The following is a 15,015-nucleotide window of genomic DNA, read 5'->3' as shown; positions in this document are numbered from 1 at the left end:
CCCCACGACGGACCACGCGGCTAGCTGCCGGGCCGGTCCGTCCCCTCGGCCTTGTCCGCTTCCGCCTTCGCGGCCTTCGCGGCCTTCGCGGCCTTCTCCTCGTCCGCGATCCGGCGCTTCGCCGCGGTGGCGTAGATGTCGACGTACTCCTGGCCGGAGAGCTTCATGATCTCGTACATGACCTCGTCGGTCACCGAACGCAGGATGAACCGGTCGTTCTCCATGCCGTGGTAGCGGCTGAAGTCGAGCGGCTCACCGATCCTGATCCCCGGGCGCATCAGCTTGGGGACCACCTGTCCGGGCGGCTGGATCTTCTCGGTGTCGATCATCGCGACCGGGATCACCGGGGCGCCGGAGGCCAGCGCCACCCGGGCGAGACCGCCGGGCTTGCCCCGGTAGAGGCGGCCGTCGGGCGAGCGTGTGCCCTCCGGGTAGATGCCGAAGAGTTCGCCCCGCGCCAGGACGTCGACACCGCTCCTGACCGCGGCCTCGCCGGCGCCCCGGCTGCCCGAGCGGTCCACCGGCAGCTGGCCGACGCCCTTGAAGAAGGCCGCGGTGAGCTTGCCCTTCACCCCGGGGGACGTGAAGTACTCGGCCTTGGCGATGAAGGTGACCTTGCGGTCCAGGACAGCGGGCAGGAAGAAGGAGTCCGAGAACGAGAGATGGTTGCTCGCGAGGATGGCGGGCCCCTCGGCGGGGATGTTCTCCAGACCCTCCACCCAGGGCCTGAAGGCCACCTTGAGCGACCCTCCGATGGCGAACTTCATTGCGCCGTAAATCAACTCGGATGCCTTCCTCTGACTGTCGCACCGACCATAACCCGCGCGGCGTCGGCGCTCCCGTCCTCCGGGCTCCGGTGAGGGGGGGACGGCCCTGGTCGGTGTCGGTCCGGTCGCGTACGGTGAAGTACACCTTTCGAGACCTGATGAACAGGAGACCCAGGTGCCGGTGCTTCCTGGAGCCGAGCCCTACCGCCACGAGGGCGGCGAGGTCGGTGTCCTCCTCTGCCATGGATTCACCGGATCGCCGCAGTCGCTGCGTCCCTGGGCGGAGTATCTGGCCGCGCGCGGGCTGACCGTGTCCCTGCCGCTGCTCCCCGGACACGGCACCCGCTGGCAGGACATGCAGCTCACCGGCTGGCAGGACTGGTACGCGGAGGTCGACAGGGAGCTGCGGGCGCTGCTCGACCGCTGCTCCCAGGTCTTCGTCTTCGGCCTCTCGATGGGCGGCGCGCTGACGCTGCGGCTCGCCGCCAAGCACGGTCACGCGGTCAGCGGTGTCGTCGTGGTCAACCCGTTGAACAAGCTGCACGGCCTTTCTGCGTACGCGCTGCCGCTCGCCCGGCATCTGGTCCGTACGACCAAGGGTGTGGCCAGCGACATCGCCGAGGAGGGCTCCGTCGAGGTCGGGTACGACCGGGTGCCGCTGCACTCCGCGCACTCCCTGCGGAACTTCTGCCGCCTCGTGGACCGCGAGCTGCCGCAGGTCACCCAGCCGATACTGCTGCTGCACAGTCCGCAGGACCATGTGGTGCCGCCCGCCGACTCGGCGCGCATCCTCAGCCGGGTCTCCTCAACCGACGTGGAGGAGGTCCTGCTGGAACAGAGCTACCACGTGGCGACGTTGGACCACGATGCGGAGCGGATTTTCGAGAAGAGTTACGCGTTCATCGGCCGCCTCGCTCCGAGCGTCGGGACGAAGGGGAGCACCACCGGTGGCTGAGAACGAGGCGGAGCGCGAACCGCAGCCGATCGACGAGGAAGCCGTATGGGCCGCGATCGTCGCGGGGTACGGCGAGGAGCCCGCGGATCCGGCGGGCACGAAGCCGTTCAAGTCCGTGGAGGACCTCGCCGGTCTTGAGGACGGGGTGAACGCCGCGGGGACGCAGGAGCCGGGCGCGGAGAAGCCGGACTCCGGGACCGGGCCGGACAGCGATTCCGACAGCGGCCCCGGCAGGCCGCTCGGCAGCTCGGTGGTGTTCGCACCGGGCGTCGGCGGGCCGCGGAGCTACAGCCTGGCCGAGCCGAAGGACGACGACCTCGGCGAGGACGACGAGGGTCACTTCGTCCAGCCGGACCCGGAGCTTCCCGAGGTGGACGTCACGGCCAGGTTCGCCTGGCTGGCGGTCGTGGGCGGGCCGGTGCTGCTGATTCTCGCGGTGCTGCTGGGCTGGGACATGACGTGGTGGCTCGCGACGCTGGGCATCGGCGGGTTCCTGGGCGGGTTCGCGACGCTGGTGGCGCGGATGGGAGCCGAGGACGACGACAACGAGGACCCGGGCCGGGGCGCGGTGGTCTAGGCCGTGCTCTGAGAGTCCCGCCGATCTTTGCCGGGGCCGCCGAGACCGGCCCGGACGGTGCCGGACCGGCGGGCCCCGCGCCGTCTCAGGCCGTCGGTACCCGCAGCGCGGCCAGGACCGGCAAGTGGTCCGAGGCCGCCCGGAGATCCGCCGCCGGGACGTCCGACGGCACCCCGCACCCCAGCACTTCCACCCCCGCCGTCGCGAAGACCGCGTCGATGCGGGAGCGGGGGTCCTGCGCCGGCGACGTGTACTCGCCACCCCACTGCTTGGTCGCCCAGCAGTCCTGGAGCGCCGCCGCGAGCCGCTGGAAACTCCGGCCGTCCGGGCGCTCGTTCAGGTCACCGGCCACGACGGCGTGCGGGACGTCCATCGTGTCGAGACGGTCGAGCAGCAGCCCCGCCTGCGTGTGGCGTTCGTCGGACCGGAGGCTCAGGTGACAGCTGAGTACGCCGATCCGGGCGCCCCCGATCCGTACCACCGCGGTCGCGAATCCCCGCTGGTGCAGCCCCGGCGTGCGCGGGAGCAGTACGTCCTCCGTGCGCTCCACCGTGGCCCGCAGGGAGCAGAGCAGCAGCGGGCCCGCCGCGGTGGCCCCGCCGCCGAGTGTCACCAGGTCGGTGCGGGCGGCGAGCCAGGCCGCCGCCTTGCGCCAGCGGAAGAAGCGCGGGGCCTCCTGGATGAGGACCAGGTCGGGGTCGCAGGCGCTGATCACGCGGGCCAGTGCCTCGCGGTCGTCGCGCATCGAACGGATGTTGTAGCTGAGCACCCGGATTACGGCCGAGCCGTTCTCCGTACGGGATTCGGGCAGCGTAGTGATCGCCATGGGCGACACGATACGGCGACACGGGCGGCGTGCGCACGGGTCCGCGGCGGTGGCGGTACCAGGAGCGGAGACCGCTGCCCGGAACAGCGGACCGTGCCGGATCCGGCACGGTCGGGACAGAGCACGGCGCCCGCCGTATCCCTCAAGGACACGACGGGCGCCGCCCGTTGTACGGATGAGCCGTGCGGTCAGCCCTGGCGGGCCAGGTCCGCCGCGCCCACCAGACCGGCCTCGCCGCCCAGTTGGGCCGCGAGCACCTGCGCGTGCGGACGCCAGGCGCCGCCGATCAGCCAGCGCCGGAAGGACTTGCGGATCGGGTCGAGGACCAGCTCGCCCTCGTCCGACACCCCACCGCCGACGATGAACGCCGACGGGTCGAAGAGCGAGGCGAGGTCGGCGAGACCGGCACCGGCCCAGCGCGCCAGCTCGCGGAACGAGTCGACCGCGACGAGGTCGCCCTGCCGGGCGGCCTCGCTGATGTGCTTGCCCTGGATGCCGCCGGGCGTGCCGTCACCGAGGGAGAGAAGGATCTTGGCGTTCTCCGGGGTGGCGTAGGCACGCTGCGTGGCGTACCTGACGAGGGCGCGGCCGGAGGCGTACTGCTCCCAGCAGCCCTGGCTGCCGCAGCCGCACAGCAGCCCGTCCGGGACGACCCGGATGTGGCCGAACTCGGCGGCCACGCCGAAGCGTCCGCGGCGCAGCTTGTTGCCGATGATGATGCCGCCGCCGAGGCCGGTGCCGAGGGTGATGCAGATGACGTCCTCGTGGCCCTGCCCCGCGCCGAACTTGTACTCGCCCCAGGCAGCGGCGTTGGCGTCGTTCTCGACGACGACCGGCAGGCCGACGCGCTGCTCGACCTTGTCCTTCAGCGGCTCGTGCCGCCAGTTGATGTTCGGTGCGAAGAGGACGGTCGCGCGCTTGTCGTCGACGTATCCGGCGGCGCCGATGCCGACGGCCTCGATGTCGTGCCCCTTGCCGGCCTCGGAGACTGCCGCGCAGATCGCGTCGACGATGCCTTCGGCGGTCGGCGGGGTGGGCACCTTGTGCACATCGAGAATGGCGCCCTCTTCGTCGACCACTCCGGCCGCGATCTTCGTGCCGCCGATGTCGACGCCGATGGTGAGTCCCATGAATCCCTCAGTTTTCGGTCGAGCCCCGCTAGGACCGCTCGGCACATGGGGGGTGGGAGAAGGAGCGGGGTGTGGTGCGTGCGATCGCAAGGCGGAGGATTGAGCCATGGCGGAGCCATGGTGATTGACGACAACGCGGCGAGCGTGCGTGCCGCACCCCGCGACGCCGCCCCCCATGTGCCGAGCGGTCCACGGGGCAACCGTACCCGAGGGCCGAAGGTGCAGGCCGCTCAGTCCAGATCGATGCGCTCGGCCGGCCCGGGACCCTCGTCGCCCTTGTCGTCGCCCTTGTTCTCGTCCGCGGCCCCACCCTTGGCGTCCGCGGAACCGGACGGTCCGGCGGAATCCGAGGTCCACCGCTGCTCGTGGTTCTCGACGGCGGAGCGGTAGGCGGCGAGGAGTTCACCGCCCGCGGCGGCCAGGTGGTCGAAGACGTCGGGGTTGCGCTCGACGACGGGCTCGACGACGGACTTCGCCTGGCTGAGGAACTGCCGCACGGCTCCCTGCGCGGCCATTCCCGGCAGGGAGGACTGGAGGTCCGAGACCTTGTCGGCGACCGCGTCGAAGAGCTTGCGCAGTTCCTCGGCAGCGGATCCGGGGGGCGTGCCGTACTGCGCACGGCGCCGGGCCTTCTCCGCCGCGAGGTCCTCGGCACACGCCTTCGCCCACGCGTCCGAGTCGGTTTCCGGCTGCTCGGGGGCTTCGCTCATGGCGGACTCCTGCGACGAGGCGGGCTGGCTTCGGTTCGTATGTACGACGTTACCCGAACGGGCGTGAAGCGTTCACCGGCCCTGCGGCCAGAGCCGCGGATCCGGCGTGAACCTGATACTCAGGACCTCGTCGGCGAGCGCCGCGCCCGCGACCGTGCAGCGGCGGAGCGCGGACGGCAGGTCGACGGTGGTGCGGAACGGGCCTGCGGTGAGCAGGAGTTCGTCGCCGTGCCGGACCAGGCCGAGCTCCTCCTTGACGGCTCCGGGCAGCGGCAGGTGCCAGACGAGGACACCGTCACCGGCGAGCCGGTCCTCGACGTACCGCCCCGGCGCCTTCACGAGGGGGGCTTCCGGGCGCTCCAGCGCGGTCAGGTCGTCGGCGGTGCGGGGGCTCCGGCCCAGGTGGGGCAGTTCCTGTACGGCACCGAAGTCCGCGTACAGCTCCTTCAGGTGTTCCTGCTGCTGCGCGGCGAGCGAGGCCAGCCAGGGGTCCCGTGACCCGGTGGGCAGCAGCCGGTTCGCGACGACCATGTCGAGGGAGCGACCGTGCAGCGCGATTCCGGTACGGGCGGTGCGCAGCGCCCGGGTGGTGGCGGGGGAAGGTTCGGCGACCAGCCGCAGAGTGGTGGCGGGGTCCTCGATCCTGGCCTGGACGGCGGCCAGTTCGCTCTCCCAGCGGGCGGTGGTCTCGTACAGCCACTGCGCGGGCATGGGCACGCCCGCGAGCTGGGCGAGCATCGGCCGCAGCGCGCGGGCCGCCTGCCGTTCGGGCGGCAGCAGCCGTCGCAGGGCGCGGCGCAGCTGCTGCGGGAGGGCGAGGACCGCGAGGGTCTCCTGGACGGGCGGCATGTCGACGACGACCAGGTCCCACTCGGCGCTGTCGTGCGTGCGCAGCGCGTGCAGCAGACCGAACTGTTCGGCGCCCGGCAGCTCGGTCAGGTCCTCCTCGTCGAGGCGGGCCGCGCCGAGCATCTCCAGCGCGGCGGCGCTGCGCTCCTGAAGGGCCCGCAGTTCGGTACGGAAGTGGGCCGCGGAGTCGATCCGCTCGGCCCGTACCCCCGCGTCGCGGGCGGCGGGCAGGGCCTCGCCGGGGTCCCGGTCGGTGGAGAGCAGCAGCACCCGCTCGCCCGCGCGGGCGGCCCGGAGCGCGGTGACCGCCGCGACGGTGGTGCGGCCCGCGCCGCCGAGGCCGGTGACGAGGACCGTACGCATCGAGGCGTCAGTCCTCGGACCGCTCGGTACCGGACGGAGCGGCGCCGGACTCGACACGCTTCTTCAGACCGGCCAGGGCGCGGTCGATGATGACCTTCTCGGCCTTGCGCTTGATCATCCCGAGCATCGGGATCTTGACGTCGACGGTCAGCCGGTAGGTGACCTCGGTGCCGCCGGTGACCGGGGCGAGGGAGTACGAACCGTCGAGCGCCCGGAGCATCTGGGACTTGACCAGCGTCCAGCTGACCTCGTCGGCGCCGGTCCAGGTGTACGCGAGGGTGTGGTCGTCCTTGATCGCTCCGGCGTCCAGCACCAGCCGGACCTGCTCGGCGCGGCCCTCGGCGTCGGTCGAGAGCACCTGGGCCTCCTTCACCTCGCCGGTCCACTCCGGGTAGCGGGCGAAGTCGGCGATCACGCCCATGACGTCGGCCGGTGCGGCCTCGATCGTGATGCTTGAGCTGGTGTGTTCAGCCATCGCCGTGGCTCCTCCAGTGCGGAATCCGGTGGTGCATGCGCTGTGAAGGCTATCGCGTACGCACTGGTACATCCGACCGTCGGCGCCTCGGGGCCGCTACCACTCCAGGACCCAGGGGCGGGAGGTCGAGGCGAAGTGGCCGACGTTCACACACTCGGTCCCGCCGATCCGCACCCGGCGGGCCAGCGGCTGGTGCACGTGCCCGAAGAGGGCGTACTTCGGGCGGATGCGCAGGATCGCGGCGAGCAGGGCGCGGCTGCCGCGTTCGAAGCGGCGGGCCACCGTGTCGTACACCAGCTCGGGGACCTCGGGCGGGATGTGCGTGCAGAGCACGTCGACGTCGCCGAGTGCCTCGATCTTGGCCGCGTACTCCTCGTCGCTGACCTCGTACGGGGTACGCATCGGGCTGCGGAGGCCGCCGCCGACGAAGCCGAAGACCCGGCCGCCGAGCTCGACGCGCTGGCCGTCGAGGACGGTGGTGCCGGGGTGTGCGTACTCGGGCCAGAGCGGCGGGATGTCCACGTTGCCGTAGGTGGCGTACGTCGGGGTGGGGAAGGCCGCGAACAGCTCGGTGTACTGCCTGCGCACCGCCCCCTCGATCGCGGCGTCGCGGTCCACCCCGGTCCAGAGCCTGCGCCCGAGCTCCCTGGCCTCGTCGAAGCGGCGGGCGGTGCGCAGTTCCACGATGCGGTCGGCGTTCTCGACACCGAAGAGTTCGGGGAAGATGCCGCGCGAATGATCGGCGTAGTCGAGGAAGAGCACCAGGTCGCCCAGGCAGATCAGGGCGTCGGCTCCGTCACCCGCCCTCGCGAGACCCTCGCTGTTGCCATGTACGTCGCTGACCACATGCACGCGCATGGAGATCACCCTAGGTCTCCGCGCACATGCTGGATAGAGGGGGCCGGACCCGCTGATACCACCGGCTCCGGACATGCGTGGACTAGTCTGCGCGAAGCACCGCCGTGTCGTGTGACGCATGGAACATCTGGCCGGGCCCCTCTATCGGGAACGTCCTACCCATGGGTAACGTCCGGGCGGTCAGGTCCAGTCGTGGCGACAGCGATGTCGACCAGAGGAGCAGCAGTCTTGCGTGAGTTCAGCCTTCCGGCCCTGTACGAGGTCCCTTCGGACGGCAATCTGACGGATCTCATCCGCCGCAACGCCGCTCAGCATCCCGATGTGGCAGTCATGGGCCGCAAGGTGGCCGGTGTCTGGACCGACGTCACCGCCACCCGGTTCCTCACCGAGGTCCACGACGCCGCCAAAGGCCTGATCGCCGCGGGTGTGCAGCCCGGCGACCGGGTCGCGCTGATGTCGCGCACCCGCTACGAGTGGGTGCAGCTGGACTTCGCGATCTGGAGCGCGGGCGCGGTCACCGTGCCGGTGTACGAGACGAGCTCGGCCGAGCAGGTGCAGTGGATCCTCGGCGACTCGGGCGCGGTCGCGGTGATCGTGGAGAGCGACGCGCACGCCGAAGCCGTCGAGACCGTACGCCACTCGCTGCCCGCTCTGGCGCACGTCTGGCAGATCGAGAAGGGCGCCGTCGACGCCCTGCGCAGCGGTGGCGCCGGGGTCACCGACGCCACCGTCGAGGAGCGCACCTCCCTGGCCAGGGCCGACGATCCGGCCACCATCGTCTACACCTCGGGCACCACGGGCCGCCCGAAGGGCTGCGTGCTGACCCACCGCAGCTTCTTCGCCGAGTGCGGCAACATCGTCGAGCGCCTGAAGCCGCTGTTCCGTACGGGCGAGTGCTCCGTCCTGCTCTTCCTGCCCGCCGCGCACGTCTTCGGCCGGCTGGTCGAGGTGGCCTCGGTGATGGCGCCGATCAAGATCGGCTGCGTACCCGACATCAAGCACCTCACCGATGAACTGGCCTCCTTCCGGCCGACGTTGATCCTCGGGGTGCCGCGGGTCTTCGAGAAGGTCTACAACTCGGCGCGTGCCGCGGCGCAGGCCGACGGGAAGGGCCGGATCTTCGACAAGGCCGCCGACGCCGCCATCGCGTACAGCCGCGCGCTCGGCACCCGGAAGGGCCCCTCCCCCGCGCTGCGGATCAAGCACAAGATCTTCGACAAGCTGGTGTACAGCAAGCTGCGGGCGGTGCTCGGCGGGCGCGGCGAGTACGCGATCTCCGGCGGCGCGCCGCTGGGCGAGCGGCTCGGCCACTTCTACCGGGGCATCGGCTTCACCGTGCTGGAGGGCTACGGCCTCACCGAGTCCTGTGCGGCGACCGCCTTCAATCCGTGGGACCGCCAGAAGATCGGTACGGTCGGCCAGCCGCTGCCGGGCTCGGTCGTACGGATCGCGGACGACGGCGAGGTGCTGCTGCACGGCGAGCACCTGTTCAGCGGCTACTGGAACAACGAGTCGGCGACCTCCGAGGCGCTGGCCGACGGCTGGTTCCACACCGGTGACATCGGCACGCTCGACGAGGACGGCTACCTCGCGATCACCGGCCGCAAGAAGGAAATCATCGTCACCGCGGGCGGCAAGAACGTCGCCCCGGCGGTGATCGAGGACCGCATCCGCTCGCACGCCCTGGTGGCGGAGTGCATGGTGGTCGGCGACGGGCGGCCGTTCGTCGGCGCGCTGGTCACGCTGGACGACGAGTTCCTGGCGCGCTGGGCCGTGGAGAACGGCAAGCCGGCGGGCTCCACCGCGCTGTCCCTGCGGGACGACGCGGAGCTGCTCGCGGAGATCCAGCGGGCGGTGGACGACGGCAACGCGGCGGTCTCCAAGGCCGAGTCGGTACGCAAGTTCCGTGTCCTGCCTGCCCAGTTCACCGAGGAGGCGGGGCACATCACGCCCTCGCTGAAGCTGAAGCGCAATGTGGTGGCGAAGGACTTCGCCGACGAGATCGAAGCGATCTACCGCGGCTGAGGACGGACGGTGCGGGTGGCCGGCAGGCCGGCCCGCACCGGGTCAGAGCAGCGTCCTGAGCTTCTCGGCGAGCAGGTCCCAGCGCCACTTCTCCTCGACCCAGGACCGCCCGCGGGCCCCCATCCGGCGCCGCAGCTCCGGATCCTGGAGCAGCGTGACGATCCGGTCGGCGGAGTCCTCCGCGGAGCCGCCCCGCACCACCCAGCCGGTCTCGCCGTCGAGCACCGCGTCGGGCGCGCCGCCCGAGTCCCCCGCCACGACGGGCAGTCCGGTCGCCGAGGCCTCCAGGTAGACGATGCCGAGCCCCTCGACGTCGAGCCCGCCCCGGCGGGTGCGGCAGGGCATCGCGAAGACGTCACCGGCGCCGTAGTGCGCGGGCAGCTCCGCCCAGGGGACGGCGCCGGTGAACCGCACCGAGTCCGCGACGCCCGTCCCGGCCGCGAGCTTGCGCAGGTCGTCGGCGTACGGTCCGCCTCCGACGATCAGCAGCACCGCGTCCGGTACCCGCCGCAGGATCCGGGGCATCGCCCGGATCAGGGTGTCCTGGCCCTTGCGCGGCACCAGCCGGGAGACGCACACGACCACCGGCCGGTCCGTGAGCCCGAGCCGCGCGCGCACCGCGTCGCCGCCCGAACCGGGGTGGAAGGTCTTCTCGTCGACGCCCGGCGGCAGTTGCACCATGCGTCCCGCGGCGGCGGGGGTCAGCGCGGCGGCGATGCGTGAGCGGGTGTACTCGCCGAGGTAGGTGAGGGTGTCGGTGCCTTCGCCGATCCGGCGCAGCAGTTGCCGCGCCGCGGGCAGCTGGGCCCAGCCCGCCTCGTGGCCGTGCGTGGTGGCGACCAGCCGCTCGGCGCCCGCGCTGCGCAGCGCGGGCGCCATCAGACCGAGCGGGGCTGCGGCGCCGAACCACACGGACGTACAGCCGTGTTCACGGAGCAGCCCGCTCGCCCGCGCGGTGACCCGCGGGGTGGGGAGCAGCATCGTCGTCCGGTCGCGTACGACCGTGAAGGGCTGCTCGGCGTCGAAGGCCGCGGTCGCCCCGGCGCCCTCGCTGCCGCGCTTCCAGGTGGAGGCGTAGACGACGAGCTGTTCGGGGTCCAGCCGCAGCGCCATGTTGTGCAGGAACGCCTGGATCCCGCCGGGGCGGGGCGGGAAGTCGTTGGTCACGATCAAGGTCTTGTGCATCGCCGCCGACAGTACCCAACGGCCCCGCCTCGTCGCTCGGGCGCAGCCACGACGGCATCATGGCCCGGACATCGCACACATCACGGCATAGGCCGTCATTCCGGACGGGGCGGTTCATGAGGGGCGTACGCGGCGGCACCGGACTCGCTCTCCTGGTCTGGGCGCTCACCAGGACCCTGCTGCTGCTCTGCGTCCTCGGCGTGCTGACCGTGCCCGGCGTGGACGTCACCGCCGATGTCTCGGTGACGTACCACGGCTGGTACGAGGTGCTGAGGACCGGCACCTTCCCGCTCTCCGACGTCACCTGGCAGTACCCGCCCGGCACGGCCCTCGCGATCCTGGCGCCCGCGGTGCTGCCGTTCCTCGGCTACGCGTCGGCCTTCTTCGTCCTGGCCCTCCTCGCCGACGCGGTGGTCCTCGGCCTCCTGAGCTACGCGGCGCGGCGGCCGGGCAAGCGGTCCGCCGGGGTCTGGGTGTGGGTCGTGGGCGTACCGCTGCTGGGGCCGACCTCGTACGCCCGGTACGACGTGATGGTGACCGCCGTGGCGGTCGCCGCGCTGCTGGCAGGGGCCCGCCGGCCGCGCACGCTGGGCGCACTGGCCGCGCTGGGCGCGCTGCTGAAGGTCTGGCCCGCGCTGCTGCTCGCGGGGACGCCCCGCGGCCGTGTCACCCGGGTGTCCTGGATCTCGTTCGCGGCCACGGCAGCGGCCCTGCTGCTGCTCTTCGGCGTCACGATGCCGGGCGCGTTCGGCTTCCTCACCTTCCAGCGCGACCGGGGAACCGAGGTCGAGTCGCTGGGCGGTCTGGTCTTCCAGGTCGCCCGGCACCACGGCTGGCAGGGGCAGGTGGCCCTGCACTACGGGTCGGTGGAGTTCATCGGCCCGTACGTCCCGGTGGTGAGCGCCGTCGCGCTGGGCCTGTCGGTGGTGGCCTTCGGCTGGCTGCTGCTGTGGCGGCTGCGGGCCAGGGAGTTCACCGCGAGCACCCCGTGCGACGCGGCGTTCACCGCGGTCCTGCTCTTCACCACGACGAGCCGGGTGATCAGCCCCCAGTACCTGATCTGGCTGGTCGGACTCGCCGCCGTCTGTCTGGTCTTCCGTACGAGCCGGATGGCCGTCCCCGCCTGTCTGGTGCTGGCCGCCACCGCTGTCACGTTCCTGGAGTTCCCGCTGGGTTTCGACCATGTGGTGGCCGGGGATCCGACCGGTCTGGTGCTGATGTTCGTACGCAACGGGCTGCTGGTCGCCGCGTGTCCGGTCGCCGCCCGGCAGCTGTGGCGGCACACGGTCCCGGGGCCCCGGGACCGGGCCCGCCAGGGCGACCCGGGCCGGGACGACCACGGGGCGGGCGCCCCGCTCAGCCCAGTTGTGCCTTGAGATACTCCCGCCACCGCGCGGTGAAGTCCGCCAGGTCCGTGCCGAGCACCGTGTTCAGGGCCGCCTCCACCGCGCCGTCACGCTGCTCGTGCGCGCCGACGGCGCGGTAGAAGTCCGTCAGCTTCTGTTCGCCCCAGTGCCCGGCGATCATCCGGCAGGCGAGCCAGCCGCCCTCGTACGCCCGCGCGAGCCGGTCCGCGTCGTCGCTGAAGCCGAAGTCCGCGTCGGTGGGCAGCGCGGCGGGCAGTTCACCGCTGCGGACGGCCCGTTGGAGCTCGGGGGCCGCTTCCCGCGGGGTGGTGTCCGTGCCCCGGTAGGCGGCCCAATCCGCGAACCCTTCGGAGAGCCAGAGCGGGGTCGCCGCCGAGGTCTGGGCACGGGTGGCGACATGCGTGGTCTCGTGGGTGAGGACCACCTGCTTTCCCCGCTCGCTCAGGGTCGCGTACGCCTCGGGATTGACGATCACCCGGTCCGCCGGTGCGGCGCTCGAACCGCCCGCCTCCCCCGTGGTGACGGCCGCGATGCCCTGGTAGGTGGCGGCGGGCGAGCCGAGCAGGGCGCCCATCGCGTCCAGCGAGGACGGGACCAGCACCACGACCCGGTCGGCCCAGGTGCCGTGCCAGGCCGACTCGACGGCCGGGACGGCACGGTCCGCGACGGCCGCCACCTGCCGCAGCAGCTGCGGGCGTTGGCCGACCCCGAGCACCAGGCTGTGCTTGCCCTCGGCGGTCTCCACCCGGCCCTGCTGCCAGAGCTGCTGGCCGGTGCCCCGGTCCGGGCTGTCCCCGTCGATGTACCAGCGGCCGTCCCGCTCGACCAGGGCCAGCGTGCGTCCGGCGGCCACCGGCGCGCTGTCGTAGCCCTCGATCCGGTAACGCAGCTCGACCCGGGCCGTGGCCGTGGAGCCCTGGCGCCGTACGTCCTCCAGGCTGTACTGCCAGGAGCGCAGCGGCACCGCGGCCAGATTGCGGAACTCCGCGCGCTGGGCCGTCAGCAGCCCCTTCGCCCGGGGGTCGACCACCGCCAGATATCCGCTCTCGTCACGGTGCACGACGGCGGCGGCCCGGCGGTCCAGCGTCTGCCGGATGTCGCGGTCCGTGGTGTCGGGCGCGGCGGGAGCGCCGCACGCCGAGACGAGCAGCAGCACGGCGAGGCCACCGCCCACCGTGTGTGTGCGCCGTGTCCCGCACCGCCGACCTGCCATGCCGCCGATCGTACGGGGCACGGTCCGGGCAGCTCAGACGCGTGTCACCGAGGAGACGGGCATCATGCCGACCGGGTCGTACCGCACGGTGGCCCCCGGATGCGGCGCGTGCACGACCTGGCCGTTGCCCACGTACATCGCGACATGGCTGGCGTCGCTGCGGTACACCACGAGGTCACCGGGCCGGGCCTGGGAGAGCGGGATCCGCTGTCCCGCGTACCGCTGCTCCTGCGAGGTGCGGGGCAGCGCGACACCCGCGTGCGCGTACGCCCACTGCATCAGGCCCGAACAGTCGAATCCTGACGGGCCGTTGGCGCCCCAGACGTACGGTCTGCCGACGGCGCTGCGGGCCGCGAGCACGGCGGCGGCGGCCCGTCCCGACGTCGGCAGGACGCCGAGCGCGGGCATCTCGTCCCGGTCGTCCGAGCGGGAGACCTCGTCGTACCGGGCGCGCTGTGCGGACGGCAGCGCCTCCAGCAGGCTGCGGGCCCGCGCCAGCTTGTCCTCGACCGTCCGTTTGTGGCGGGCGACTTCGGTCCGGCTCTGCCGGAGCTCGGCGAGTTTGTGGTCGGCGTCGGCGCGCTGCTGCACGAGCCTGCGCCGGGCCTGCTGGAACCGGTGCAGCTGTCCCGCCCGGTAGTCGCCGATCTGCTCCAGGGCCACGGCCTTGTCGAGGTACGAGTCGGGGTCGGAGGAGAGCAGCAGCGCGAGCGTGGGATCGATGGCCCCGGCACGGTACTGGGCCCCGGCGAGCGCGCCGAGCGCCCCGCGCATCTGGTTGATGTGCTCCTGGCTGCGGGCGACGCCGTCCTGCGCGTCGGTGACTTCCCGGCGGAGCCGGCCGGCCCGTTCGTCGGCCTGGTCGTACAGCTGGGTGGCCCGCTCGGCCTGCGCGTACAGACCGTCGACCTTGGCCCGTGCGGTCACGGCGGTGTCCCGGGGCTCCGCACCGGCCGGTGCGGCACCGAGACCGGCCGCGGCCGTCGCCAGCGCGGCGGACAGCACAGTGGCCCGGGTGCTCCGGGCGAGGCCGGACTGGGTGACACGGCGATGGGACACCACAGGAGCCGCACTCCTTCCGCTGCGTGCGGTCCCTGCCGCCCCGATGGGCGGACCGGTTGCCGGGAACCGCACCCGGACAGTAGCCGTGCGACCACGCAGTGGCCAAAGACCCGCGGCACGCGCAAAACGACGCCCCGCCGGAGACCACAAGGTCACCGACGGGGCGGGCAGTCAGCGAGCGGCACCGGAATTCGCCCGATTGGGCGGTGTCGGGGACGCCGGGCGGAGCGGTTCGCGTCAGCCGATGCGGACGCCGAACTGGAAGGGCATGTTGCCGATCGCCTCGTACCGGACGTTGGCACCGGTGCGCGGTGCGTGCAGCACCATGCCGTTGCCCGCGTACAGGCCGATGTGGTGCAGGTCGCCGTAGAACAGGACCAGGTCGCCGGGCTTGAGCGCGCTCTGCGAGTAGATCCGCTGACCGGCGTTGGCCTGGGCCTGGGAGACGCGCGGGAGGGAGACGTTGGCCTGCCCGTACGCCCACTGCGTCAGCCCCGAGCAGTCCCACGAGGCCATACCGGTGGCACTGTACTGATAGGGCTTGCCTATCTGGGTCTTGGCGGCGTTGAGCGCGACGCCGCCACGGGCGGACGCCGGCACGTCGTTGCCCAGATCGGCGCGGGAGCTGGCCCGGTTGGCACGGGTGTTGTCCG

General features: G+C 72.3%; 15 protein-coding genes. 4 read left to right on the top strand and 11 right to left on the bottom strand.

Going from position 1 to position 15,015, the window contains the following annotated elements:
- Positions 1-20: 20 nt before the first annotated feature.
- Positions 21-767, bottom strand: coding sequence for a 1-acyl-sn-glycerol-3-phosphate acyltransferase (locus tag NBY69_RS24655; RefSeq protein WP_250303665.1), 747 nt, complete (start codon positions 765-767; stop codon positions 21-23).
- Positions 768-942: 175 nt separating this feature from the next.
- Between NBY69_RS24655 and NBY69_RS24650 the strand changes: the two genes are divergently transcribed.
- Both NBY69_RS24650 and NBY69_RS24645 read left to right on the top strand, forming a co-directional pair.
- Positions 943-1,722 carry a carboxylesterase gene (locus NBY69_RS24650; protein WP_250303664.1) on the top strand — a complete coding sequence of 260 codons (780 nt, stop codon included), beginning with the start codon at positions 943-945 and terminating at the stop codon, positions 1,720-1,722.
- On the top strand, positions 1,715-2,299 hold the full coding sequence (locus tag NBY69_RS24645) for a hypothetical protein (RefSeq protein ID WP_250303663.1): 585 nt from the start codon (positions 1,715-1,717) through the stop codon (positions 2,297-2,299). Before NBY69_RS24650 ends, NBY69_RS24645 begins: the two co-directional genes overlap by 8 nt.
- Positions 2,300-2,384: 85 nt before the next feature.
- On the opposite strand, the gene NBY69_RS24640 is transcribed toward NBY69_RS24645, so the two are convergent.
- The 6 genes from NBY69_RS24640 to NBY69_RS24615 all read right to left on the bottom strand — a co-directional run bounded on the left by NBY69_RS24640 (position 2,385) and on the right by NBY69_RS24615 (position 7,510).
- The gene (locus NBY69_RS24640; RefSeq protein ID WP_250303662.1) at positions 2,385-3,125 is read right to left on the bottom strand and encodes an endonuclease/exonuclease/phosphatase family protein; all 741 of its coding nucleotides are present in this window, start codon (positions 3,123-3,125) and stop codon (positions 2,385-2,387) included.
- 188 nt (positions 3,126-3,313) lie between these two features.
- Positions 3,314-4,255 carry an ROK family glucokinase gene (locus NBY69_RS24635; protein ID WP_250303661.1) on the bottom strand — a complete coding sequence of 314 codons (942 nt, stop codon included), beginning with the start codon at positions 4,253-4,255 and terminating at the stop codon, positions 3,314-3,316.
- Positions 4,256-4,485: 230 nt separating this feature from the next.
- Positions 4,486-4,965: a DUF5304 domain-containing protein gene (locus NBY69_RS24630; protein WP_250303660.1), complete on the bottom strand. Its 480-nt coding sequence runs from the start codon at positions 4,963-4,965 to the stop codon at positions 4,486-4,488.
- Between the two features lie 72 nt (positions 4,966-5,037).
- Positions 5,038-6,177 carry an ArsA family ATPase gene (locus NBY69_RS24625; RefSeq protein WP_250303659.1) on the bottom strand — a complete coding sequence of 380 codons (1,140 nt, stop codon included), beginning with the start codon at positions 6,175-6,177 and terminating at the stop codon, positions 5,038-5,040.
- A 7-nt stretch (positions 6,178-6,184) separates the two neighbouring features.
- Positions 6,185-6,652: an SRPBCC family protein gene (locus NBY69_RS24620; RefSeq protein WP_250303658.1), complete on the bottom strand. Its 468-nt coding sequence runs from the start codon at positions 6,650-6,652 to the stop codon at positions 6,185-6,187.
- Between the two features lie 96 nt (positions 6,653-6,748).
- Positions 6,749-7,510 (bottom strand): metallophosphoesterase, encoded by a 762-nt coding sequence (locus NBY69_RS24615; protein WP_250303657.1) that lies wholly within the window; start codon positions 7,508-7,510, stop codon positions 6,749-6,751.
- Between the two features lie 228 nt (positions 7,511-7,738).
- Here NBY69_RS24615 and NBY69_RS24610 point away from each other — a divergent pair, with 228 nt between their 5' ends.
- Positions 7,739-9,535, top strand: a complete 1,797-nt coding sequence (locus NBY69_RS24610) for a long-chain fatty acid--CoA ligase (protein WP_250303656.1) — start codon at positions 7,739-7,741, stop codon at positions 9,533-9,535.
- 42 nt (positions 9,536-9,577) lie between these two features.
- On the opposite strand, the gene NBY69_RS24605 is transcribed toward NBY69_RS24610, so the two are convergent.
- Complete coding sequence (locus tag NBY69_RS24605) at positions 9,578-10,720, bottom strand: glycosyltransferase family 4 protein (protein WP_250303655.1); 1,143 nt, start codon at positions 10,718-10,720, stop codon at positions 9,578-9,580.
- Positions 10,721-10,836: 116 nt separating this feature from the next.
- Here NBY69_RS24605 and NBY69_RS24600 point away from each other — a divergent pair, with 116 nt between their 5' ends.
- Positions 10,837-12,096 carry a glycosyltransferase 87 family protein gene (locus NBY69_RS24600; RefSeq protein ID WP_250303654.1) on the top strand — a complete coding sequence of 420 codons (1,260 nt, stop codon included), beginning with the start codon at positions 10,837-10,839 and terminating at the stop codon, positions 12,094-12,096.
- Here the strand turns inward: NBY69_RS24600 and NBY69_RS24595 are convergent.
- The 3 genes from NBY69_RS24595 to NBY69_RS24585 all read right to left on the bottom strand — a co-directional run.
- The gene (locus tag NBY69_RS24595) at positions 12,077-13,300 is read right to left on the bottom strand and encodes a hypothetical protein (protein ID WP_250303653.1); all 1,224 of its coding nucleotides are present in this window, start codon (positions 13,298-13,300) and stop codon (positions 12,077-12,079) included. The genes NBY69_RS24600 and NBY69_RS24595 overlap by 20 nt on opposite strands.
- 33 nt (positions 13,301-13,333) lie before the next feature.
- Positions 13,334-14,362 carry an NlpC/P60 family protein gene (locus NBY69_RS24590; protein WP_250303652.1) on the bottom strand — a complete coding sequence of 343 codons (1,029 nt, stop codon included), beginning with the start codon at positions 14,360-14,362 and terminating at the stop codon, positions 13,334-13,336.
- Positions 14,363-14,599: 237 nt separating this feature from the next.
- Positions 14,600-15,015 (bottom strand): C40 family peptidase (locus tag NBY69_RS24585; RefSeq protein WP_250303651.1); only part of this gene is annotated, 416 nt, incomplete at its 5' end.

Origin of the sequence: Streptomyces sp. A 4/2 (genome assembly GCF_940670765.1) — a bacterium.
Classification (GTDB): Bacteria; Actinomycetota; Actinomycetes; order Streptomycetales; family Streptomycetaceae; genus Streptomyces.
This window is presented reverse-complemented; position numbering and strand designations above follow the sequence as displayed.

Excerpts from the sequence above, each read along its gene's own strand:
- NBY69_RS24630 (WP_250303660.1), bottom strand. The coding sequence starts at position 4,965 with ATGAGCGAAGCCCCCGAGCAGCCGGAAACCGACTCGGACGCGTGGGCG.
- NBY69_RS24595 (WP_250303653.1), bottom strand. The coding sequence starts at position 13,300 with ATGGCAGGTCGGCGGTGCGGGACACGGCGCACACACACGGTGGGCGGT.
- NBY69_RS24635 (WP_250303661.1), bottom strand. The coding sequence starts at position 4,255 with ATGGGACTCACCATCGGCGTCGACATCGGCGGCACGAAGATCGCGGCC.
- NBY69_RS24620 (WP_250303658.1), bottom strand. The coding sequence starts at position 6,652 with ATGGCTGAACACACCAGCTCAAGCATCACGATCGAGGCCGCACCGGCC.
- NBY69_RS24615 (WP_250303657.1), bottom strand. The coding sequence starts at position 7,510 with ATGCGCGTGCATGTGGTCAGCGACGTACATGGCAACAGCGAGGGTCTC.
- NBY69_RS24640 (WP_250303662.1), bottom strand. The coding sequence starts at position 3,125 with ATGGCGATCACTACGCTGCCCGAATCCCGTACGGAGAACGGCTCGGCC.
- NBY69_RS24625 (WP_250303659.1), bottom strand. The coding sequence starts at position 6,177 with ATGCGTACGGTCCTCGTCACCGGCCTCGGCGGCGCGGGCCGCACCACC.
- NBY69_RS24655 (WP_250303665.1), bottom strand. The coding sequence starts at position 767 with ATGAAGTTCGCCATCGGAGGGTCGCTCAAGGTGGCCTTCAGGCCCTGG.
- NBY69_RS24605 (WP_250303655.1), bottom strand. The coding sequence starts at position 10,720 with ATGCACAAGACCTTGATCGTGACCAACGACTTCCCGCCCCGCCCCGGC.
- NBY69_RS24600 (WP_250303654.1), top strand. The coding sequence starts at position 10,837 with ATGAGGGGCGTACGCGGCGGCACCGGACTCGCTCTCCTGGTCTGGGCG.